The following is a 21,997-nucleotide window of genomic DNA, read 5'->3' on the forward strand; positions in this document are numbered from 1 at the left end:
TCTCTCTCTTTGAGTTGAGCTAGAAGTCAGACGCACACCACCCCCTGTAGTCGGGTTGGTACGCCCGACTTCGGGTGGGTGTTGCGGCGCTTATGCCGCGTTTAGTTTTGCTTCTTTAGCCCGTTGATCCGCCCGCGCTTGCAGGTAGACACGTGCTTTTCCGCTGACCACGTTCATCAGGTTCCGCATGGGCAGTTCCCGGCGCCAGCACTTCAGGGGCTTGTAGGCCCCGTCAGGCTGACGATGAAGCAAGGTCATGAATACGACTCCGTTTGAATGGGCGCCGATCGATAGACGTTCGACACTGTCTGGAGACGTGATGGTGCGAGTGACAGGCTGTTCCAGCGGTATGGGCCGCCGATTGCCTTTGTTCTCGCGTTGAAGAAATAACCGCAAATAGGACGCGTCCATGAGCACTCCGAAAAGAACACTGGGGCGCGTACCTTCCACATGGGGACAGACGCCCCATGGGTGGGTTGTGTGGGTCAGATCGTGGGCCAGAAATTAACCAGGCCGTTGATCGTGAACACCATGAAAATTACGTTCTGCATGAGCAGCCATCGCGCGTTGGCATTCAGCGCATAGCTGAACCACGCAATATTGCTCACCCCATACAACACGAAAGCCATGAACTCATAGCCGGTGTTGAATGACATGAACGCAGTTGCAACGACAGCCGTGATGAACCCGACGAACTCGAGGAGTTCATTGGAAACAAAACGGACGTCGGTGCGAAGAACGCTGCTTAACATGAAGCCTCTCCTTCGATAGAAGGCGCTCCAACACCCGGATCAGGGTGTGAGAACACCCTGGGGTGGGCCGTTACGACTACCATCAGCAGACGAACGGGCAGCAGCACGACAACAAGTGGAATTGTCTATTCGCTGAGGACGATCAATGAGACCGAACCAGCAAAGACAAATTGCTGTCGATAAGTAAGCACCAAACTTGAGAATGGTGCAGATTGGATTGAAGCGAAGTTGATCTTCGCCGCACCAAGGAACTCTGGAAAGACCAGATGGGTTCCAAGGCACTACTTCATTGAGGCAGAAGTGGGCCTGTGAAAACTCTTTGTAGCTAAAATCTATCGCGGCCACATGCCGGCGGTCAAGTGCGTTTTTTCACAATCTGCGGCGTCAGGCCAGTGTCTGCCTCGACTCGCGATTGCATCTCTTTTGCCTGGCTTTCATGGTCGTAGCCACCAAGATATACGCGCCTATCCCCGGATTCGACGACACGGCTATTGAACGCGCTTCCTTCGACGCCGAGCAGCGTCTTGAGCGCAGATACGGGGATCGACTTGTCGAAGTCGAGAACAACCTGGTACAGCCCCGAGGGGACAGTGGATCCATGCGCAGATTCATCCTGAGCAACTCGGTCTACCAGGCCTGACGTGGTGCCAGTGGACCCAGGTAGCGGCGAGAGGGCAACGGTACGTGCGCGCGGGGTGGCACTGACTTTTGCAGGCACCATCCCTGGCGTAGATCCGAGGGCGGTCGGGACACGTGCCGGGGCACGCGACTCCATTTGGGCGCTCATCTTCATGAGCATCGCTGTTCGCTCGTCGATCTCAGCTTCAGACGGTGCGCGGTAATAGGTTCGATCGCCCTGCTCTGCCGGACCCGTCTCACTGGCAGCGGCGTTGTCCCGGTAGAGAGCGCCTGCATGAGGATCTTGTGGGGTGATCTGTACGCTCGAGGCGCTGGCCGGCGCCGGCTCGTTTTTTCCCCAGGGCGTGTGGATCTCGGTTCCGTCGCTGCGATAGCTGACTTTGCCGATCTGGTCGTATGCACAACCCGTGATCGCAACCGCGATGCCGGCAGCGAGAAATATCGTGGCTTTACTCATGGGGCTTGTCCTTTGAAACGGGTGTGTCATTGAGCACAGCACGCGCCGTGCGAGAAACCCGCAAGCCGATCGTGCGGCGAATAACGACCGCATCACCTCCCTTGCTGATCAGCAGGTTCGGCTCCGAAGCGCGGCGCTCCTTGGGCACGAACTCACCGAAACCAGTGATGCGAACAGTCTCGCCATCCGCCACCGACACAAGAATGGTTTCGAAAATGCCGTCGACCACGGATGTGACGTCGCCATGCTCAAGGCCAGTTGCAGCTCGTAGTCGCTCGATCAGAACTCGACGGTCCAATGTTTTCTCGCTGACAGGTCGTTGATGACTCTCCTATGCCCTCAAAGCACACACGAGGGAACCATCTGGGCCAAACGAGCGAAATAATTTTTGGGCGGCGGCCAAATCAACCGATTTGACGGGGCTCGGGAGAGTCCCGGTCGCAGGGATTAGAGGCGGGAGAGCTGCTGTTGCACGTAGCGCGCCTTGTCATGCCCGGCGATGCCTGCGAGGTAGCGAGCCAGTTCGATCACACCATCACGATCCGATTGGGTGATCATGGCCCCGCTACGAACACGGCGAAGCGCGGCTGTCATCGTTCCGGCGCCCGCGCCAAAGTGACGACTGGCCAGGCGGCGGCCGGAGAGACTATCGAGCGATCGGCACTCGATGCCTACCCAGCCGGCAAGGTTTGCAAGCGCGCGGTTCGCGTCGTCGTTTTGAAGTGGGGCATCCATACCTCGAACCATAGCGAGGTCGTGAAGATATCCCAAGCTGCGTGGGACATCTCTGTGGATAACCGCACTGCCGGCCAGAAAAGACCAGCGCTAGACCGGAATGAACAAAATATGACCACTCAGTGAGACCCGGCGATCGGCCAGCAGCTGCGATTAGGCTACTGCACTACCCGGTGCTGCGTGGTCGTGATCGGCCGAAGCGTCGTAGCCGAGAAGCGCCCACGTCGCGGGATCGATTGATAGCGGTGTCATGCTGACCTTGTGGGTATCCATCAAGACACCGTGGGTGTCGATCTTGCCCTTACGAAAAAGCGGCCAGACGATCGATACGAAAGCGTTCGACACCAGTGCGGCATTGATACCGAAGGGTTGCGCCCGTATCGCTTCAGCTACGGAACAACTTGGGCCGTCATTCGGATCGTCCACCATATCCGAGAACAGATCGATGACGTTCGGCAGGTAAAGGCATCCCGTATCACTGCGAAGGAAATAGGTACGTCGCAACGGGCGATAGTGGCCGAGCACGGCCTGCCCATGACGTGAGCCGTTGCCGAAATCCAACCACAGGTGCGAACCCATCCCAGCACCAATATTGGCAAAGGCATGGCGAAAGGCGGCACTGTCTGTAGCGGTGATAGTGAACTCGCTCGGCCGATCGCTATTGACGTCGAAATCAAGCGGCACACCCTCCCAACGCAGCCCATAGAACAGATTGATGCGGTTGATCAAGGCAACTGCCTTGTTTGTTCCCACTTCCATCATCGAGAAGCGTTGCCGGCCCACGTTGGATTCGGAAACAACGTCACCGTCGAACAAGCGCACATGCAAGCCAGCGTGGTTGAGAGCACGCAGGGTCGCGTCGAGACGGCATAGCTGATCGATGACCTCCCCTCCCGTGCCCCCGGCGCCGATTACGGTGATCGACACCTTGCCCGCTGGATTGATCAGCCAGTCCGGGGCGTGCAGCTGGTTCGATACAGAAGCTGTCGAATTGGAGTGGGTCATGGGGCTGGCTCTGCGTTGAGTCGATGCAACAAGACTGCACCGCAGAGCGCGCGCCGCAAGACAGTTTGCTGGCGTTCCGGATTTGCGGACATCGATCGCTGGCTCGGTTGCAATGATTGGAACCGGCCGACACAGGGCCGTTCTCAATCCAAGCAAAAGGAGCATGACCATGACCAATCCCGGCAAAGACGCTCGTGACCCGAACGACGTCAAATCCGACCGCGACAATCCCAACAACAAGGACAATATGGACACGTGGGCGAATGCCAATAACCCCAATCACCCGACATACTTCGGCGACGACGACTAGCGCGTTGCCTATGCAAGGGTGTCTGCCGGCTTGCTCGGCAGACACCCGCCCCGGCTGGGCTATATCTGCTGGAAACACTCCGGCCAGGGCTGAAGATCCAGGTCTGACTGCTCGGGCTTTACGCTTTCCGCCCACCAGGCGAGATAGTCTTCGTGAATGAGCCTAATGCTCTGCTCTGGCTTGCGCCCCAGCCGCACATAGATCTTCTGCCAGGCCAACGCGGCGAAAACCATTGGCAACGGTGCCATCACCGATAGATCGGTGCCCTCCTCCTCAAAGCTCGCTTTCACGGTATCCCATAACCGGCCGAAGTCTTGCAAAGTCAGCGGCACTTCGCCGCGGCGCCATCGTGTCAGACGCCGCATGGGGCTGGTGGTGGTGGTTTCAGGATCAAAAGCCCGCAATGCCAGCCATTCCATAGTCGGCACATCCGCGGGATAGTGCCCGTGCTCGAATCCGTAGACCATGCAGGCGACAACATCGAGAAGACGACGCACAGGTGTGCGATGCCAGTCTCGAATCCGACCTTTGTGGGGCAGGGTCAGCTTCGGCGAAGTCTGTGGTGTGACGAACGAAAAGGAAGGTGGTGGCGTTGTGCAGCGGAAATACTGGCCCGTGTACTCCGCATCTAGCTGAGCGAGCAGCGCCATCAGCGCATTCTCGGACAGGACACCCCAGGCCTGGAGAAGCTGCGTGGTGTCCTGAGCCTGGTCTACGATTTCGCAGAGATGCTCGGGCTTCGCGCTGTTGCCGAAGGATAGCGACGGTCGATTGAACGTCTTCAGCCGCTCATCGCCCAGCAGGTGCGCTTTCTGCGCTTTCACATCCCCGGTTGAGAAAGCCCTGATCGCGTCAATGCTGATGTCGTCGATACGGCGGGCCAATTTGACCGTCTCGGGCAGCTCAAAGTCCCGATCGGGGCCGCGTAATCCGTGGACGAAAGATTCAGCCAAGCGAAACGTGTTCTCCTCGGATATCAGCCCATCGAGCCAGGTCGATATCTCGTCCTCGTCGTAGCCACGTCTGACCCACATTTCGAGCAGGTACTGGTGACTGTTCTCGTTTGCTCTTTTGATCCCCGCCTCGCTACGCGGGCCGATGAACGGCGCCCTGAACGTGCGCTCACTCATATCGGTCATCTCCGCCATATAGCCGGCATACCCCTTGGAGGTCATGATCTCGGGAATCAGGCGAGGTGGGAACAAATGCAGCACGTGAGCGATCCAGATCTGGCGTAGCCGTTCCGCCGACCCTACGCCACCACGGCTTCAAATTCGTGCGAACGACCGTCACACACCCGAGAGCACTAGCCCGCCCTCGCGATCAGGTCGCCAAGAGTCATTCCAGCGTCACGTAGCGCGGATTTGGGGAAGCGTTTGGCCTTACGAGCAGCGAGTTGCTCGTAGAAGGCCAGAAACTCATGACCGTGGTTATCAGGTTTCCCTTTAGCGAACCGATCGGCTAGCGGCCACTCACCCCAGATGTGCGTGAAATTCGTCTGATAGACCGCCGACTCGAAAGTCGCAACGCTCGATAGATCGGCGCGTTGTGGCCGGGGCACACTGCCGAAACAAAGGCCACGAACGGGGTCGTGATTCATCAGCGGCGCTTGGAACAGGGGCGTGGTCGGCTCCGGCCGTTTCGTCGTGGCCGTGGCGAACAGCCTCAGTGAGCCGCCGCGCGCGCAGAACACCAGCGATGGCCAGACCACGTCCAGCGTGATCGCACGGCGCGAATGCGGCATCAGAAAGAACATCGGCCGCACTGTCGCTGGCACGTGCCAGATCAACAGATCATCGTCTTGGGCAAGAAGGTTCGACGGCAGGTACTGGGGTCCGCTATGCATGGCAGCTTCGTTGTCCATGCGTCGAACAATGTCCATCACGCCCGCTGGATCAAGCACATCGGCTGAGCCCAGAGTCCAGCCTTGAGGTGTCTCGTAAATTTTGTGCTGTGCGACGAGCATCGTCTGCCCGTGGGCAGAATCGATCTGGGATAGCACCAGAGCGGTATGCGGTATGACGCTCGCTGCGCCGCAGCTATGCGGCGATTCGTTGCCCGTCAGAGTCATATCCTGTGTCATGCGAGTCACCTTCATCTTCGACGGCCCCGAACAGGCCATGTTCATCCATGACCTCTAGCATCAGCCCACGAACGTGCGCCGCAACCAACGTCCGAGATAGGCGTTCAATATAGGCGCGTGCGTCCTCGTCATTTCCACGGACAATCAGCAAGCCGGGATACTCGTCGCCTTGCTGAATGTAATCTCCGTATTCGTTGAGAGAGTCAGTACAGGCGCGACTGGTCGAGATCAGGATCGGCCCTGCCCCGCTGCCACGCTCCAGATTCAGGCTGGTCATCGGCGTGACCTCGACGATAGAGGCCACTGCACAAGCCAGATGGCTGAGTCGTTCCGTGCGGGGCGTATCGTGGCCTACCGCGTTGGCGATCGAGCGCAGTTGGTCGGGCGTCATGGCCTGCAACTCGTCTGCGTTCCACGCCGCCCCTTCCGCGTTGATCTGCTCGTACTTCTCGTGGAGCAGCGCATGCAGCCGGTCACGTAAGTCATCAGCGTCCGTATCGGTCGCTTCATCGGTGCCCGCATCACTACTGGCATCGATCATCGCGTCGAACGCTTCATCCTGTTCCGGCCATCCCGCCTTTTCGTAGTGGTCATAGATCGCGGCCCAGCGCTCGTCCATAAGATCGTCGATCAAGCCTTCACGCATAAAGCCGAAGTATTCGGCGATCACCTCTGCTTGATCTATGAGCAAGTCGCTGTCGTTGACCACGCACTGGATCATCGCTGTGGCCAGTTGCGCGCTGCCTTGATCCGCTGTTGTCGCGAATGCCGTTATATCCCCGACATGCAGACCGGCCGCTGCGCCTATCTCGACAGCAATGCCTGAATACTGGTCGCAGGACACTGTGGCTTCGATGAAGGTCGTTGTATGGCCCGACACGTCGTAGCCGTGCTTGGTGAACAAAGCGCGCGCACGGGCCGCAGCTTGGGCATTGAGGCGGCACAACGCGTCGTCTCGCGACTCGACCGTCGTGGTAATCCCCCTGCGATCATCAGACACCCGAGCGAGTGTCATATCGTCGATCCAGCCCGCTTCGTGCAATATCAGCACCCACTCGGCGACCTCTGAAAAGGTGTGAGTGGGACGCGAATGCTGTTCAGCGATACGCAGATACGAATCGACGAACTCGCCGCCAATTATGGGTACCGGCAGGATGGCCAGCGGTGACGGTGTGGCGTTGGTCATGTGGGGGGCAACTCCGCTGCTGAGAAAATTCCGCTGCCCGGTTGGCGCGTCTCGCGGGCAGACCGCAGGGCTTTGGTGAAATATCTACCGGCCATCGCTTGCGCCTCCGCCTGCATCGTCGGCTGCTCGTCGGACGGCCGGTTTCTCCCCGGCCGTTCGACGTAGCCTTTGAGCAATTTCCGCTGGCTTGCTGCGCTCATGGTTTAGCCCTTCGTCTCGCCCTTGGGCTTGATGACGTCGAAAACCATCGTGTTGCCCTCGATGCTCGGCGCGGCCAGAGAAGCGTGCGCAAGAATCGGATAACTCGACTCCCAATGCGTGAGCGCTTCCTCGGGGCTGGCTTGGGGATCGGGATCATCCAACTCGAGTGAGGCGAGTCGGAACACGCGGGTCATCACCTCGGCCTGAGTTGTTGCAGTCATCGTGTTCTCCTTGGCTAACCGAATAGGTTCTTCGGCTGCTCACCGCTTTCGCTGGCAGACTGTTCTGCGGGCTTCGCATCCGCCTTCGTATCGGGTTGGGCTTGACCCTTGTCAGCCTCGCCCTGGTCTTTCGCCTCGGGCACACTGCCGCTCTTGGCCTGCTTGTCGCTGACGGCGCGCGTGACCTTCTGCGTCATCTGTGTCATCGACGCGGCCAGCGTGCGATAGCTGTCGTGGAGTTCAGAGCGCGCATCGCCGGCCTGATTCACGTAGTCACGAAACTGCTGCTCTACGCCGCTGTGCGTGCCGCGCATGACGATCGGGCGGGTGAGCATCGCGCGACATTGCTTCGCGGTGTCATCAGTCAGCTTCTCCGGGTCATCGTCGAGTTCCGGCTTGATCACCAGAGTGACCTCGCTATCGCCCGTTTTCTTGTAGATCACATTGATGCTCTCGCCGCTCTGACAGAGCTTGCCGATCAAATCGAACATGGGTTTTGCCTCTCGTTTCTGGAGATTTCAGATTGCCCCTGGCGCAGTGCGCCGCAAGCACTACTTGGTGACTATTTCCTGCCCTTGGTCTTGATCACGTTCGACACGACGCTCGGCACGAACTGCGAATAGTCGAAGCCCGAATCCACAAGGGCGTCGATCAGAGGCTCGCGCTTGCCCTTTTCGAGCTTCGCGAACGCGCCCTCGCCCTCCTTCTCGTCATAGAAGGTGTCGAACCCGGCTTCGCGCGAGAGCGCCGCTGCACCGGACTTGGTGTGGGTATCCACGAATGCTCGGTCGAGGACGAAGCGTCCAGTCATCGACACGTCGGCATGGGCAAGCACGTCGCAGGAGGCGGCGACCCAATTCGTACTCGACCACGTTTCGCCATTGCCCTCACGATGGAACAGACCCGAAATCAGGCTCTGTCGAATTTCCGAGCGCGTGGCTTCGTCGGCGACGAGCAGCCTGCGTAGCACCTCGTTGCCATCCGCAACCGCCGTGATCCCGAGCAGCTTCTTGGCAGCGTCGGCAGCGACGGACGCATGCTGGTCACGTGCGAGTTGGATCAGTGCGAATAGAGATACCGCGTCAGTCACGTCCGAACGATTCGCCGCTTCGACAGCCGCCACTTTCGTGACCGCGGACTTGGCCGCTTCGATGACCCGCTTGGGCGATTCGGCGACCTTCGAGGTCTTTTGCGTGACAGCCGCTGGCGCGGCTTGCGAGGCATCGCTGGTCACGGTCGCAGCGGGGGCTGTCGCCGCACCCTGCTCCGTCTGCGCGCTGTCCTGCGTTTTGGCTTGCAGCTTCCTGAAGGCGCGCGCCATCTTGCCGTGGCAATCGAGGTTGAAACACACACCGTAGGTGGTCGCCCCGGCCTTGCCGGACACGGTCGAGATCGAGGCACCGTAGAACTTGCAGCCCTTGCACTTCTCACGCTGGTCGCTGCCGACGCCCTGCGCACCATCGACCTCAAGAATCGTTCGTTCCTGAGCGGACTTCTCAGTGTCGAGATAGACAGCGGGTACTTCCTCAGCTGCCTGAGCGCGCATCGCTTCGATGTGCTGCTGCGTTTTGTCGTGCCAGCAGGCATGGTTCGCACACCGATCGCCATCGATCGCCGTATCGAATAAGCCCTTTTGAGTGGAACTGTTGAAGCGGCAACCCACGCAGTTTTGCGTATCGAAGCGCGCCTTGACCAACTCGCGGGTGAAACTGCCGAGCTTTGCGCGAAACTCGTCCACAGTCGTGCCTTCCGCGATGATGGTTTCAAGCGTGGCGTCCTGAGACTCGGGCGGAACGCTAGCCATCAGTTCGGCGATACCAAGCGGCACACGACGCTGCTCCAGCGCCTGTAGAACGGATTCGTTGGTATTCAGCAAGGCCAAACGCGAGGCCAGCTTCTGCGACGACCACCCCAACAGGCGAGCCGCCTCGGCGCGACTTCCATCGCAGGCCGACAACGCGCGCTGTGCGACACGGGCTTCTTCAGCCGCTGAAATATCTTCGCGTTCGTTGTTCTCGGTGACGGCTGCAGCGGTCATTTCCTCCAGCGTTAGATCGCGGATCAACACCGGCAGCGATTCCAGACCGGCTTCACGGCACGCACGGAAACGACGCTCGCCGGCGACGAGTTCATAGCCGTCACCATCAGGGTGAGGACGAACCAGAATCGGCTGGATCAGGCCGTTGTCCCGAATGGACGTGACGAGTTCCTTCATGGCCTGATCGTCGAAAAATCGGCGTGGGTTGTGGCCCGGTCGGACACGTATACGGTCGAGGGCTGTGATCTCGGTTGTCTCGGTCATGTCGGACTCCTGTGATGCGACATGGCCAAGCTAGGCCGCGAGGTGCGCGCCGCAAGCCCTATTCGCTTCACTCGGAGCGGCTTTCTAGGGACATGACTAGAAATAGAAACCAACGAAAATCGGTGCCTGTTTCAAAGCTCGCGTGGTACGCGGCCGCACCCGAGGAGTTCCGGCGCTACAGCGGCGGCACGCGCAATGTTGCAGCGGCTCAGAAAGGCCTGCGGTCTCATGAGAACTTCGCGCGCCCCAGGCGCTCGGCTCGCAGATTCGGGTTGGCTGTCTTGATCGCCTTTATCGTTGCCGCGGGACTCCTGGCATTACTGAGGATCTAGCGAATGGACGCCATCGTTACGACGGCAATCCTGATCCTTGCCGTAATCTTCGCGGCCTCATGGCTGCGTCGAGATGCACGGCGCGATACAACGCGGCAGCTCAGGCAGCGATTCGGGGTCTCCCGGAGAAGCCAGATCCTCGCGCGGGACGTGGGGCCCGGAGGCCAGGCAAACGCCCATCCACGCCTTCTGCACGCTGACGGGATGACCGGCGCGCCGGACGTCCTGTTTCGTGATCGCAAGAAGCTCATCGCGGGCGAATACAAGGCGCGGCGGGTGAAGGCCGGGGTACGGCGGCGCGAGCTATATCAGATCACCCTGTATCTCGGGATGCTGAAGTCGCTCTACCCCGCTGCCAAGGTGGAGGGACGGCTGGTCTATCACGACTGCTGCAAGCGAGTACGCTTCGATCCGAAGCTCTATGCCTGGCTCCTGACCAAGCGTGCTGGAACGCTAGAGATCCTGAACCAGGCCGGTCGTTGATTTACGCCATGCCAGCGCTGTTTCGATCTGTTCAAGCACTGCGTTCATATCGGCATAAACCTGGCCCGGAAAGAAACGTAGAATCCGCCATCCATCGAGACAAAGGCGGTTCTGGCGTATTCGATCCCGCTGGAAGTCCCCTTTGTGCTTACCGTGGTATTGCCAGCCATCCATTTCGATACATAGACGATCGTCAACTGATGCGACATCCAACGAATAGGCACGCGTTGCGCCCGGCGGCTTCACGGAGAGCTCCCAGGTGAAGCGTGAAGGCCAGCGTTGTTCTATCGCATCGAATAGCAGCTTCTGTGGCGGGCTCACAGAACCCGTGGCGCCACGTGAGCGTGACTGGCGCCGTCTGGTTTTGCTCTTTGCCGAACCCTTCTCGGCCTGCTTCATTTCAGCGTGGACCGTTGCGGTGATCAACCCGGCTTTGAGAGCCTCGTCAGCGCTCAGTCTATGTGGCATGAAACCCCCAATTCGAGAACGTACATGAGCACGATTGCGCTTCTGAGCCACCCGGATCGCGTACACCGCATGGATCGGACCGGCCAACTGCACGCAGCGGGTGAGGCCTTAATCGGCGATGACGGGATGCCGATCAACACGCTCGGTCACTGGCAGCGTCTCGACGCGCAGACGCGCCTGATCATTCAGACCAGCACTGCTCTCGAAACCCAACTCGTAGAAACCGATCTTGACCAGGCAGTCATGGCGGACAAGATCGGAACAACCGCACCCTTCTACTGTGCCTTTGCCCGGTACGGCCGCCACCACAGCCTTCTCCCCTTCGAAGGCGCGTATATCGATCCAGTCGGACGCAAGGCGATCGGACAGATCCAAGTGGCCTACATCGCCAGCTCTCGTAAGGCGACACGCCTGGAGTGGTCCCGCGACGAAATAAATGCCGCCCGAATCGAACGGATCGCTTTCAGCGAGGACATGCCGGTACGAAACCACCCGGACGCGGCAACTCGGATTGCCGGCCAAACCAACAGCGCGATGTTTGACGCCGCGCGCAGTCAGATCCTGCGAATCATGCTGGCGATGCGTTTCGACAACCTCGACCGGCGTAAGCACCCGGCCGAACCCGCGCCATGGAACGCGCGCTTTGTTTCTCGGTTCGATGTGCTCGAGATCGGGCCGGACGATCTTCAGTACGGCATTGATGACCGTGCCGTCGTGCCGGGCGCCCAAGGGATTCATCACTTCGAGCGCGGTCGGTTCACGACAAGAAATGGGCGCCTCGGCTGGCGTCGTCCACGACTGAGCTTGATCGATAGATCGGATCTGCAGCCGGCCAACACGGCCGGCACACAGCATTTCGACTAGCGGGCCGGATACTGCAGCGTGCCGGGCTGCCCGCCACCGGCGCTATCGCGAGGAAACCGGATCGACCGCACATTGCTGCCACCGATCGATGCAACCCGCGGCTCCTCAAGCGAATCGGCATCGCGTGATTCGACGTGTTGTTGCTCATCGTCACCCCGGCCTTGCGGCGCTTGGGCGTCAAACAGCTGCTGGATGGGTTCGAACTCTTCATCGCGCTGCAGCTCGATGAGCGCCGGAGCCTGCGCCTTGTGCTCATTGCGGCGTTGATGCAAGAGTGCCTCCGAGCGGCCACCATCAACAGCGAACGGCGCAATCAGACGCTCGCGGGCCGCCCTGGCGTCGGCTGCTGCATGGTTGGACGCGACAATGCGGCGCAGCTCGCGAACATCATTTTCGAGGGACTTTTCAACAGACGCCATATCGAGGCCGTTGAGGTGTGACTTGGTACGCCACTCCGATGCCGAATACGCCTGAACGAAGTAGCGGTCCTCGTGCGCTTCACGAACAAGCCGGTAGCGAACATAGCGCGTGCCCTGCTTGACCGCCTGCCACCACCGGCGCCGAGTCGTGCGCGTTGCGTAACTGTATGCCGCGATTACGGCCACGATACCCACCAAACCGCACCCCATGAGCAACTGCTCAAGGGTCAACGGCAGCACGCGCCCGCCAAAGGGCTGATGCCGCCACACTGATAGGCCATAGCCACAGGTGGCCACGATCGCCGCGGCGAGGCCACAGTAGATGAACCGGAGAGACCACAGTGAGCGCCGGGCCTGGTCAGCTTCGTCTCGGGCACGCTCGGTGTAGCGATCGGCATGGCGCATCGAAAGAGCGGGTTGATCTTCATCGCCCTCGATCACGAGTAAATCGTCACCCGTGAACTCAGGCCCGATGAATGGCTGTGACCGCGCACTGGCGTCACGCACATACAGCTGCATCGAGCCAATGCTCTCGAACTGGTGGTCTTGGTGAATCTCTGTCCACCCGTTCCAGAGATACTGCTCAACCTGGACGTGTGTATTCGTGGTGCGTGGGGAAACCCGAAAGATCGGGTTTGTCTTGGGCACTATCCTGTCGATGGCACGACGTATCCCTGGCGCCTCGACGCTGGCGTAGGAAAAGATCATTGGCCCGATGATCGAATTGTGCAGCGCCCAGGTCGCTAGCATTACGAAGGACGCGATCAATCCGAGATAGTAGATCTCACCGAACAGCTCTGGCCGTATGCTCAACGCCGGCAGACTGACCAACGCTGCGATCACGAACGAACTGGCAATCGAGATCACTCGACGGATACGGACTTGTTTCAGGCTGCTCATGGGTTCTGCCGGGCTACGGGTTCACCCGTTAAAGGGGGTCGGTGTGTAGCACCCGGTCTTTCCGGCTAGAAGCCCTCGATCGATCCTTGAATTTCCGCAGATAGCCGCTTGTCGCCCGGCGTCGCCCGATCGAAGATCGGCCCAGCCTGAACCTTGATGTCGTCGAAGCGCGCCTTGCATAGCAACGTCGATGTACCCTGCGGAATCGCACAGTCGGTTAATGTGAAGTCGTAGATGGCATCGACACGCAGCGGCTCATCTGCGCTGCGTGAGGCGAGCTTCTGTGCCCACGCTGCAGGCGGAGTGAGATGCCAATCGTGGTGACCGGGGAAGTCGATAGCCGCCTGCTTGATCAGCAGCAAGGGACGGCCTCGACCAAACCCGTAGATGTTCGGATTCACGAGGCGGGCATCGAGTTCGCCAGGTGGGCGAATCTCAACACGGACCCTGTCGCCCTGCCCTACCGCTTCTACGAGAAGTTCGCCGGTCGCGCGATAGCGTGCCTGCTTGTCGTGTCGCAGTAGCTGATCTCGGAGTGACCTTCGATATCGGCCGATGAATTGCTCGGCCTTGAAGCTGTCGCCGAGCGCTTCTTGGTATTGGTGCCAGACGGAGGGATCATTAGCCAGTGCGATCTCGATGATCCGGTCGTCGCTCAATTCTCCCTGGAGAAAATAATCATTCAGCGCATCGTCAAACGTCAGAGTCGGCGGAATCCGCGCGGTGATCGTCTCCCCATGAGCCACGCCGGCCAGGCACGCGATGAGAAGCACGCAGGCCCAGCGAGATATTGCTGGCAGCATCAGCCGTCGCCTACCTGTGTGCGTTGAACAACCGACTGCATGATGCTCACTAGAGCGATCAGCATCGGCATCACGGACATGACGCGCTGCCGGGAGGGATCGCTGGCCATAAAACCCTCGAGCGTGTTGATGCGATCAAGCTCAACCGTGGAGGTCGAGTGCATACGCAAGCTGTCCCAAGGCACATTGGCGTGAAGCAAGCTCACAAGCGGTGTCGCTCTAACGCCAGCGTAGTAGAACCGCAGGAACCAGCCAGCGCCGCACAGGCCCAGAGAACACATAGCAATCCCCAGGCCCAGTCGAAAGTCGTTGTAGCTGAGACTGAGAAAAATGCCGAGGCAACCGGACAACACGACGCTGGGTGCCCAGAACCACAGGCCCATGAGCTGCCTAAAGCGCTGGATGGATTTCACCTGCTCAGTCGAGAGTACGCGCCGGATGACCCGGATATCGGTTGTGCTTGCTTGGTCTGTTGGCATGACCGTTAAAGCCCCCCGGTGTGTAGCACTTGAGCAGTTCGGCGAATAATTCGACCGCACGCATGCGCTGGCGCGCGTGTTTGTTTGTAACAATCGTTATAAGCAATTATAGGAGGCCATTTCCTATTGCATTTCAATAATATAGACGGCGTATTGTGAAAGGATTTGGGACGTGATGTGAAAGGATTTGGGACGTGTCGCGCCGTAATGTGAACGGATTTGGGATCAAGGCGCCCTCGGAATGTGAACGGATTTGGGATTTGCTTCAGAAGAACGTCGCTCGCGAAATGTGAACGGATTTGGGATCGCTCGTCGATACGGTCGAGCCACTTAATGTGAACAGATTTGGGATATTGTTTTCTCCGGAGATCGACCGTCGCATAACTCATTGTATTTATGCGGTTTACTGATACCCGAAACGTGATAAGCAAGGTGCCGCCGCCGCAGTAGATCGGCCTGACATTGTGACATCGACCTACGCTGAAGCCCGTAATCTCAGGCCCTTTGAGTCGTTCAGACGATCAAACGAAACGTGAACAGATTTGGGACTCGCCCTCTTATCCGGCGATTTCTAGTCGATCACACAACCGGCACTTATGGCTTGAGCACCGCCCTATCATCGCTGCCACAGGGCCATTATCTAGGTGAAATGTGAAAGGATTTGGTGAAGACGAACAATAAAGTCTGTCTATTCGCCGAGTGTAAGTCATTAATCTAATAGACCCCGAAGATCATCGACAAAGCAGCAAAGTCTGTCTGGATTTTTCGTTCGCTTAATCAACCAATTAAAAACTTCTTTAAACTTCGGGTCAGCCCCAGTGCGGCGCGCTACTCGATAGCGAGGAGCACAAGCACGACCACGTAGGCCTTACGCACGCCACGAAGACTAGCGATCTGGGGTGACGGCGGCTGCGCGCCAAAATTTTCCGCTATTACCAGCTCATGGCGCAGAGTTTCCGCCGCTTCTCGCACCGCCCTCGGGTTCTCACCGGGTTCTACGCCGTTTCCGCGGACGGTTGAGAATAGGTTAACGGGTACTTTCGGTCTTCTGCGGCCATGCGCTGTCGGGCAGATTATGGAAGCGCTCGATGTAATCGAAGACATCGGTTTGAGTTTCGGCCAGAGTCTGGTAGAGGCGCCGATTCACGCGCTCTCGCTTGAGCAGGCCGAAGAAGCCTTCGGCCACCGCATAGTCTCCGCAGTAACCGACCGCGCTCATGCGGCAGATCAGGTTGTGGCCGCGTAGAAAGCGTTGGTAGTCGTCCCTGGTAACTTGCGCGCCTTGACCCGAGTGCAATATGGCCGGCTCGTCGTGCGTCTCGCATTGCCAGAGCGCCATCAGCAAGGCCTTGAGTACGAGATCCCGGGTCTGGCGAGAACTCATCGACCAGCCGACCACGGCCTTGTTGCAGAGGTCGACGACGACGCACAGATACAGCCAGCATTCGGCGGTCCGGGTATAGGTAATATCGGCCACCCATTTCGTATTGGGTTCGAGCGCGACGAAGTCGCGCTCAAGGTTATTGCGCGCATGGGCCGGACGAACTCAGGAGGACTTGGCCCGCCAGCACCGACGCTGCGGGATGCCTTGAAGGCCGCTTGCGGCCTGATGGTCTCACCTTCGAACTGCAGCGTCTCGGTGATCCGCGGGGCGCCGAACACGCCGTCACTCTCGCGATGCAGTGTGCGGATCTTCTCGGTCAGCCGCGCATTGGCGCGAGCCCGCCGACTCGGCGATCGAGTCGGCCAAGCATAGAAGCCGCTGGTCGACACCTTCAGGCAGCGGCACTTGAGCTGGACAGGATAATCCGAGCAACAACGCTGGATTGTCGGACCCTCACGACGACTCTTTGGCAAAGTACGTTGCCGCGTTGCGCAAAAAATCGCGCTACTTCTTCACCTGGGCCAGCTCGCGCTTGAGGCGGGCGAGCTCTCGATCACGCGGCATGCCACGCGGTCCGGGGAATGAGGGTGCCGAAGACGGCGGCCGAGCCGTCGCCACGTTTGAGGCCCGAGGTACGTGAGATACGTCTGCTTATTTGTTCGGCGCGCGAAAAAATACTTAAAACAATAAAATCATGATCTTATGTCTATTAGTGAACAAGTGTTGACATAGGTTACGGCGCATAAGATACTGTGCACAGTTGTTCACATAGAGGTATCTATGATGTTCGCTATAAATGAAATTCAGCCGGGGCGCGTCAAGCAGCTCGTGAACTCTGCAATCAACTCGAAGTTGATGCATCGCTTGACTTATCCGCATGGGCCGAGCCGCTTCGTCGAACTGTTCGATCGCACCGCCGTTATCGACGAGACGATCGGCACGATCAGCGCGATCGAACATCCGACCGAGCGCAGCGTGCGCGTGTCGGTGCGCCCGAACAACCGCTGGAACGGTTTTCTCGCCGGCCAGTATGTGGAATTCGCGATGGAGATCGACGGACGCCGTCAACGCCGCATGTTCTCGCCGGCGCAGTCGCAGCATGCCGATGGCGCGCTCGAGTTCACGATGGCGGTCAATCCGGACGGCGTGCTCACCCGCCATATCAAATCATCGGCGCGTGTCGGCGATCATGTGATTCTCGGCAACGTCGGCGGCGATTTCCATCTGCCGGAAACACGGCCCGAGCATGTCGTGTTGATTAGCGCCGGCTCCGGCATCACGCCCGTGCTGTCCATGCTGCGCACGCTCATCGACGAGCGCTATCAGGGCACGGTGGACTTCATCCACTACTGTCGCAGCGCGGACGACGCCCTCTACGCGAGCGAGCTCGAGGCCTGCGAACACACGCTGCCCGGTCTGCGCATGCACTGCATCCATACCCGAGCAGGCGGGGCGCGCTTCAGCGCCGAGCAGCTGGAACAGATGGTGCCCAATTATCGAGAGGCGCACACGTTCGTCTGTGGGCCGTCCGCGCTGCTCGATGCGACCCGTACGTTGTTCGACGAGCAAGGCATCGGCGAACGGCTGCATCAGGAAGCCTTCGGACTGGCGACGCACGCCACTGGCGAAGGCGAAAGTGGTGGCGAAATCCACTTCAAGCGCAGCGACCGCACGACGGACAACAACGGCGAGACGCTGCTCGAACAGGCAGAGCACGCCGGCCTGAGCCCCCAACACGGCTGCCGCATGGGCGTGTGCTTCGCCTGTAGCTGCACAAAGACCGCCGGACGTGTGCGCGATCTGCGCACGGGCGAAGTCAGCGGCGACGGCGAAGAGGATATCCAGATCTGCGTGAGCGCCCCGATGGGCAGCGTCAGCCTGGATATCTAGACAACCCTATTTCCCCGGCGCGCGAGACAGACGCGCGCCGGCATCAATCAACACTTTCGAGGACCATCTCATGAGTGCACTCGACAATCACATCAACAGCTTCACCCAGGAACAGTTCGACCAGATCGGCGCCGACTTCGATGCCATTCGTCGTCGCGTGATCAACGATCTCGGCGAGCGCGACGCCAACTACATCCGTACCGTAGTCAAGCGCCAGCGTCAGTTCGAAGTCGGCGGCCGCGCGATGATGATGCTGCCCCCGACCTGGCCGCTCGGCGTGGCGTCGCTTTCCTTGTCGAAGATTCTCGACAACATGGAAATCGGCCATAACGTCATGCACGGCCAGTACGACTGGATGGGCGATCCGGCCCTGCATTCGAAGAACTTCGATTGGGACACCGCCGACACGGCCGAGAACTGGAAGGCGACCCACAACTTCGAGCATCACACCTATACCAACGTGATCGATCGCGATCACGATATCGGCTACGGGCTGCTGCGCATGGGCGACGACCAACCCTGGGAGCCGCGTTTTCTGCTGAACCTGCCGCTGACCGTGCTGCTGCACGTGTTCTTCCAGCACTTCGTCGCGGTGCAAAACCTCAAGCTCGAGGACTATCTGGTCTACAAGACCAAGAGCCGCGAGCAGCTGGCGGAGGAATTCAAGCCAGTGTGGGCCAAGATGCGCAAGCAGCTGGCCAAGGACTATGTCTACTTCCCGCTGCTCGCCGGCCCGTTTGCGCCGCTGGTGTTCGTGGGTAACGTCGCGGCCAACCTCACGCGCAATCTCTGGGCCTGCAGCGTGATCTTCAACGGCCACTTCCCGGAAGAGGTCGAGCAGTTCGACGAGTCGGTGCTCGAACACGAATCGCGCGGCCAATGGTATGTCCGCCAGCTTCTGGGCAGCGCCAACTTCGAGGGCGGCAAGCTCATGCACCTGATGAGCGGCAATCTGAGCTATCAGATCGAGCACCACCTGTTCCCGGATATCCCGGCCTGTCGTTACGCCGAGATCGCGCCGGCAGTGCGCGCAATCTGCGAGAAGAACGGCCTGCCGTATCACAGCGGCCCGTTCTGGAAGCAGGCGCTGTCGACCTGGAAGCGGATTGCCCGTCTGTCCTTGCCGGACCGTCTGTCGCCGTTCAAAAAATCGAAAGCACAATCGGTCGACAAGCCCTACACGACCTCGACAGACGCCGAGTCGCTGCCGCTGGCCGCATAGGCCAACCCGCGACTTCTCGTCGATCATAAGCGCGGCGGTACGCGATCCAGCGTGCTGCCGCGTTTTTTATATTACCGCCGTAAAAGGCGCGCCAACTCGCGCGCGCTGGATCACGGCGTGGCCGAGCTGTCCGAAACCTTCCATCATCTAGCGCTTGGACTTGCCTGGCTTTATAGACACTGCCGACCCTCACGAAGAGGCCCGCTCAAAGGCCTCGGTACTGATCCCACCGAGATGGCTGTGTCGGCGGGCACGATTGTAGAACGCTTCGATGCAATCGAAGATATCCGCGCGAGGCAGATCGCGGGTCTTGTAAATGCGTTTTTGAATCCGCTCCTTCTTCGAGCTCGAGAAAAACGACTCGACCACGGCGTTATCCCAGCAGTTGCCATGTCGGCTGATGCTCGGTTCGAGATTGTGTTCACGATAAAAGCGGCGCCAGTCGTCGCTACCGAACTGGGTGCCCTGGACGCCCTTTTAAGTGTGAAGCGGCGATTAGCGTTTGATCGATTGCCTGAGTGCCATCCCGCAGCAACCGATAGACCTCGCGGGCGATATAGCGTTTCAAGCACCGGATCGCCTCAAGCTTGGAGTGACCTTGGGCTACGCGTTGGTCGACATAGTCGAGCGTGCGTGCCTCGGTTCGCAGTCGTCCGATGGCGATGTTATGCAAGGCGTTGTTGACGGCGCGATCGCCGCCACGATTCATTCGATGGCGGTGCGCCTTGCCGGAAGATGCGGAAATCGGATTCACGCCAGACAAGGCCGCGAAGCCGGCCTCGGATCGTGGTCGCTATGGGCTGTCGCCGGCCGTGATCAGCAGGTGGGATGCAGAAGCGTAGCCTACCGCCAGACGAGCAATCAGTTCGGGCGCGAGTTCATCAACCAGCGCCTTGATCATCGCGTCGCAGTCGGCGACCTCATCGTCGAGCTCAAGATAGCGACGCGCCAGCGACCTGAGCATGATGCGATAAGACATCGCGCTAGCCGGTCAGGGTGCGGATGAGCTGCATGCGAATTAGGTGCCGTATCGAGTTGCGTAACGCTTCCGAGACGATATTCATTTGGATCATCTGCAGGGCGACGCGGCGTGCAGCGATCGCGGTCTTGCGGCGGGTTTTGAGCACACGCAGCGACTCGATTATGCCGTCGCGCGTTTTGGGGGTGATCGTACGGATCCGGGCAAACGCGGTATGGGCGGCACCCTCGGCGTCGATCGTATCGCTCTTGCCACGTTTGCGTCGTTCGCTCTTATCGGGTGCCGTGACCTCGAGCACTTCGAGTCCAGCATGATCTAGATAGCGCAACAGACCCGCGCCATACGAGCCGGTCCTGTTGCATTCGGCTCAAGGCAGGTAATTTACGAGCGACGACTACCAGCGTTTTCTGCGCGGCCACAACATGATCTGCAGCATGCGCGACTGGCCAATATGGCGACAACGCTGCCGCGGTAAGCTTCTTTGGCATACTCATGCGAGAGCGCGCGAATCGCCGGCGTTATCAGACGCTAGCGGAGGCGTGAGCCGATGTGTTCTATTACATCGAACGCTTTCATAAGCCGCGTATCCGGCGGCGCATGGCCGTCGAAGGCCGGAAGTATCCGTTGGCCTGTTCTCAACCGTCCGCGGAAAGGGCGTAGAACCCCACAGAGGCAGCCGTTAATAGGATCTTTAACGCGCTCAAGCGACTTAGCATCGTTAGCGCATAGCACATAACGAATTCGTCGAATGGCAGGTCCTACGGAACCACACTATCTAACCGACTGTTTGAAAATATCTAAGCCCTCCAATAGATCGTCATCCAGTCTGGGCACGGCCGTCGATTTCTGTGTGCTGCCGAATACTCTTTTTTCACGGAGCACTGCGCGCTCAGCAACGTTCAGGGCGTCGAACTGAGCGGCATAGGCATTCTGCTGCGCCTCTTCCTCCCTCAGTTCCATAGCCGCATTCGGCAAAGCGGACACATAATCACGGTAAGGCGGCGCTAGATCATGGCGCCCAGCTATTGCGCGGCCAGTGATCGCTTGCGTGGCAAGATGCTCGACATCCTCACGGAGCGCAGCGAACTCGTTGCTCAGATAGGCTCTCTTGGGTTAGCACCCGTTTACACGGACGGTTTGAAGAGGGCGGAAAGCCGCTGTTCCTCAGCTTCCAGCCTACGTCGTATCCGGTGATTGTGAAATCGCTCGATGTAATCAAAGACATCGGATCTGGCCTCGGAGCGGGTTCGATAGCGACGCCGTCTGACGCGCTCACGTTTGAGCATGCCGAAGAAGCCCTCGCATGCAGCGTTGTCACCGCAATGCCCGACCGCACTCATGCTGCTGATCAGATTCTGATCCTTGAGAAACTGTTGAACCTCGTGACTGGTGAATTGCGTGCCCCGATCCGAATGCAAGATCACGGCTTGTCGGTGATCATCGCGCTGCCCCAGGGCGGCGGTTATAGCGTCCAAAACCAGCTGCCGCTGCTGGGTCGCGCCCATCGACCAGCCGATGACGAGCTTGCTATACAGATCGATCACCACACAGAGAAACAGCCATCCTTCGGCCGTCCGGATCTGGGTGATGTCGGTGACCCATTTAATATTGGGTTCGAGCGCGACAAAGTCGCGCTCAAGATGGTTACGCAGCCCCAGTGGCCGCAAACCCGACGGTTTGTAACGCAGCGACTTGGCGATCGGGATGCCGCGGATGCCATGGCGGGCCATCAGTCGCGCAATGCGATTGCGACTGGGAGCTACGCTCATTTCTGGTGTATGAGCGATTGAAGGAGGCGGCACCCACCTGCTGAAATTAGTAAGACCAATCACTGATTTCAGACGACAGAAGAGGTGCCACCACCATGCGAGACGATACGACGA

Annotated in this window: 23 protein-coding genes and 4 pseudogenes; 5 read left to right on the forward strand and 22 right to left on the reverse strand. The window is 59.2% G+C overall.

Features of this window, described 5'->3' with window-relative positions:
* Nucleotides 1–90: 90 nt before the first annotated feature.
* From J7355_RS13520 to J7355_RS13545, 6 genes and pseudogenes are all read right to left on the reverse strand, one after another.
* The gene (locus J7355_RS13520; protein ID WP_209063567.1) at nucleotides 91–411 is read right to left on the reverse strand and encodes a hypothetical protein; all 321 of its coding nucleotides are present in this window, start codon (nucleotides 409–411) and stop codon (nucleotides 91–93) included.
* Between the two features lie 74 nt (nucleotides 412–485).
* The gene (locus tag J7355_RS13525; protein ID WP_209063569.1) at nucleotides 486–752 is read right to left on the reverse strand and encodes a hypothetical protein; all 267 of its coding nucleotides are present in this window, start codon (nucleotides 750–752) and stop codon (nucleotides 486–488) included.
* A 355-nt stretch (nucleotides 753–1,107) separates the two neighbouring features.
* Nucleotides 1,108–1,848 carry a hypothetical protein gene (locus J7355_RS13530; RefSeq protein ID WP_209063571.1) on the reverse strand — a complete coding sequence of 247 codons (741 nt, stop codon included), beginning with the start codon at nucleotides 1,846–1,848 and terminating at the stop codon, nucleotides 1,108–1,110.
* Nucleotides 1,841–2,161 (reverse strand): annotated as a pseudogene (locus J7355_RS13535) (HU family DNA-binding protein); the annotation flags it as partial. The gene J7355_RS13530 and the pseudogene J7355_RS13535, both read right to left, overlap by 8 nt.
* A gap of 134 nt (nucleotides 2,162–2,295) precedes the next feature.
* The gene (locus J7355_RS13540; RefSeq protein ID WP_209063575.1) at nucleotides 2,296–2,595 is read right to left on the reverse strand and encodes a hypothetical protein; all 300 of its coding nucleotides are present in this window, start codon (nucleotides 2,593–2,595) and stop codon (nucleotides 2,296–2,298) included.
* A 141-nt stretch (nucleotides 2,596–2,736) separates the two neighbouring features.
* Complete coding sequence (locus J7355_RS13545) at nucleotides 2,737–3,588, reverse strand: PRTRC system ThiF family protein (RefSeq protein ID WP_209063577.1); 852 nt, start codon at nucleotides 3,586–3,588, stop codon at nucleotides 2,737–2,739.
* A 169-nt stretch (nucleotides 3,589–3,757) separates the two neighbouring features.
* Between J7355_RS13545 and J7355_RS13550 the strand changes: the two genes are divergently transcribed.
* Entirely contained in the window at nucleotides 3,758–3,898 is a 141-nt protein-coding gene (locus tag J7355_RS13550; RefSeq protein ID WP_209063579.1) for a hypothetical protein, read from the forward strand.
* Nucleotides 3,899–3,957: 59 nt separating this feature from the next.
* Here the strand turns inward: J7355_RS13550 and J7355_RS13555 are convergent, their stop codons facing one another.
* The 7 genes from J7355_RS13555 to J7355_RS13585 form a co-directional block, all read right to left on the reverse strand.
* Nucleotides 3,958–5,112, reverse strand: coding sequence for a hypothetical protein (locus J7355_RS13555; RefSeq protein ID WP_209063581.1), 1,155 nt, complete (start codon nucleotides 5,110–5,112; stop codon nucleotides 3,958–3,960).
* Between the two features lie 92 nt (nucleotides 5,113–5,204).
* Nucleotides 5,205–5,981 (reverse strand): hypothetical protein, encoded by a 777-nt coding sequence (locus J7355_RS13560; protein WP_209063583.1) that lies wholly within the window; start codon nucleotides 5,979–5,981, stop codon nucleotides 5,205–5,207.
* Complete coding sequence (locus J7355_RS13565) at nucleotides 5,938–7,167, reverse strand: hypothetical protein (RefSeq protein WP_209063585.1); 1,230 nt, start codon at nucleotides 7,165–7,167, stop codon at nucleotides 5,938–5,940. The genes J7355_RS13560 and J7355_RS13565 overlap by 44 nt, the downstream gene beginning before the upstream one ends.
* Nucleotides 7,164–7,367 (reverse strand): hypothetical protein, encoded by a 204-nt coding sequence (locus J7355_RS13570; protein WP_209063587.1) that lies wholly within the window; start codon nucleotides 7,365–7,367, stop codon nucleotides 7,164–7,166. Before J7355_RS13570 ends, J7355_RS13565 begins: the two co-directional genes overlap by 4 nt.
* A gap of 3 nt (nucleotides 7,368–7,370) precedes the next feature.
* Entirely contained in the window at nucleotides 7,371–7,589 is a 219-nt protein-coding gene (locus J7355_RS13575) for a PRTRC system protein C (protein ID WP_209063589.1), read from the reverse strand.
* A gap of 14 nt (nucleotides 7,590–7,603) precedes the next feature.
* Entirely contained in the window at nucleotides 7,604–8,080 is a 477-nt protein-coding gene (locus J7355_RS13580; protein ID WP_209063591.1) for a hypothetical protein, read from the reverse strand.
* Between the two features lie 71 nt (nucleotides 8,081–8,151).
* The gene (locus J7355_RS13585; RefSeq protein ID WP_209063593.1) at nucleotides 8,152–9,891 is read right to left on the reverse strand and encodes a PRTRC system ParB family protein; all 1,740 of its coding nucleotides are present in this window, start codon (nucleotides 9,889–9,891) and stop codon (nucleotides 8,152–8,154) included.
* A 335-nt stretch (nucleotides 9,892–10,226) separates the two neighbouring features.
* Between J7355_RS13585 and J7355_RS13590 the strand changes: the two genes are divergently transcribed.
* Nucleotides 10,227–10,706, forward strand: a complete 480-nt coding sequence (locus J7355_RS13590; RefSeq protein WP_209063595.1) for a hypothetical protein — start codon at nucleotides 10,227–10,229, stop codon at nucleotides 10,704–10,706.
* Here J7355_RS13590 and J7355_RS13595 read toward each other — a convergent pair.
* On the reverse strand, nucleotides 10,677–11,174 hold the full coding sequence (locus J7355_RS13595; protein ID WP_209063597.1) for a DUF559 domain-containing protein: 498 nt from the start codon (nucleotides 11,172–11,174) through the stop codon (nucleotides 10,677–10,679). The two genes, J7355_RS13590 and J7355_RS13595, sit on opposite strands and share 30 nt — an antisense overlap.
* 24 nt (nucleotides 11,175–11,198) lie before the next feature.
* Here J7355_RS13595 and J7355_RS13600 point away from each other — a divergent pair, with 24 nt between their 5' ends.
* Complete coding sequence (locus J7355_RS13600; RefSeq protein ID WP_209063598.1) at nucleotides 11,199–12,038, forward strand: hypothetical protein; 840 nt, start codon at nucleotides 11,199–11,201, stop codon at nucleotides 12,036–12,038.
* Here J7355_RS13600 and J7355_RS13605 read toward each other — a convergent pair.
* The 4 genes and pseudogenes from J7355_RS13605 to J7355_RS13620 all read right to left on the reverse strand — a co-directional run.
* Nucleotides 12,035–13,357 carry a hypothetical protein gene (locus J7355_RS13605; protein ID WP_209063600.1) on the reverse strand — a complete coding sequence of 441 codons (1,323 nt, stop codon included), beginning with the start codon at nucleotides 13,355–13,357 and terminating at the stop codon, nucleotides 12,035–12,037. The two genes, J7355_RS13600 and J7355_RS13605, sit on opposite strands and share 4 nt — an antisense overlap.
* Nucleotides 13,358–13,422: 65 nt before the next feature.
* A complete protein-coding gene (locus J7355_RS13610) occupies nucleotides 13,423–14,160 on the reverse strand; it encodes a hypothetical protein (protein ID WP_209063602.1) in 738 nt (245 codons plus the stop codon).
* Complete coding sequence (locus J7355_RS13615) at nucleotides 14,160–14,639, reverse strand: hypothetical protein (RefSeq protein ID WP_209063603.1); 480 nt, start codon at nucleotides 14,637–14,639, stop codon at nucleotides 14,160–14,162. The genes J7355_RS13610 and J7355_RS13615 overlap by 1 nt, the downstream gene beginning before the upstream one ends.
* Before the next feature lie 1,027 nt (nucleotides 14,640–15,666).
* A pseudogene (locus J7355_RS13620) lies at nucleotides 15,667–16,161 on the reverse strand (IS3 family transposase); the annotation flags it as partial.
* Between the two features lie 690 nt (nucleotides 16,162–16,851).
* On the opposite strand from J7355_RS13620, the gene J7355_RS13625 reads away from it, so the two are divergent.
* Both J7355_RS13625 and J7355_RS13630 read left to right on the forward strand, forming a co-directional pair.
* On the forward strand, nucleotides 16,852–17,913 hold the full coding sequence (locus J7355_RS13625; RefSeq protein ID WP_209063605.1) for an iron-sulfur cluster-binding domain-containing protein: 1,062 nt from the start codon (nucleotides 16,852–16,854) through the stop codon (nucleotides 17,911–17,913).
* A 70-nt stretch (nucleotides 17,914–17,983) separates the two neighbouring features.
* Nucleotides 17,984–19,135 (forward strand): acyl-CoA desaturase, encoded by a 1,152-nt coding sequence (locus J7355_RS13630; RefSeq protein WP_209063607.1) that lies wholly within the window; start codon nucleotides 17,984–17,986, stop codon nucleotides 19,133–19,135.
* A gap of 189 nt (nucleotides 19,136–19,324) precedes the next feature.
* Here the strand turns inward: J7355_RS13630 and J7355_RS13635 are convergent.
* The 4 genes and pseudogenes from J7355_RS13635 to J7355_RS13650 all read right to left on the reverse strand — a co-directional run.
* Nucleotides 19,325–19,603 (reverse strand): annotated as a pseudogene (locus tag J7355_RS13635) (integrase core domain-containing protein); the annotation flags it as partial.
* Nucleotides 19,584–20,466 (reverse strand): annotated as a pseudogene (locus J7355_RS13640) (transposase); the annotation flags it as partial. The pseudogenes J7355_RS13635 and J7355_RS13640, both read right to left, overlap by 20 nt.
* A gap of 419 nt (nucleotides 20,467–20,885) precedes the next feature.
* Nucleotides 20,886–21,074 (reverse strand): hypothetical protein, encoded by a 189-nt coding sequence (locus tag J7355_RS13645; protein ID WP_209063608.1) that lies wholly within the window; start codon nucleotides 21,072–21,074, stop codon nucleotides 20,886–20,888.
* 164 nt (nucleotides 21,075–21,238) lie between these two features.
* Nucleotides 21,239–21,997, reverse strand: a 759-nt coding sequence (locus J7355_RS13650) for an IS3 family transposase (protein ID WP_209063610.1), incomplete at its 5' end; no start/stop codon positions are given.

The sequence above is a fragment of the Endozoicomonas sp. G2_2 genome, assembly GCF_017744135.1.
In the GTDB taxonomy this organism is placed as follows: Bacteria; Pseudomonadota; Gammaproteobacteria; order Nevskiales; family Salinisphaeraceae; genus Salinisphaera.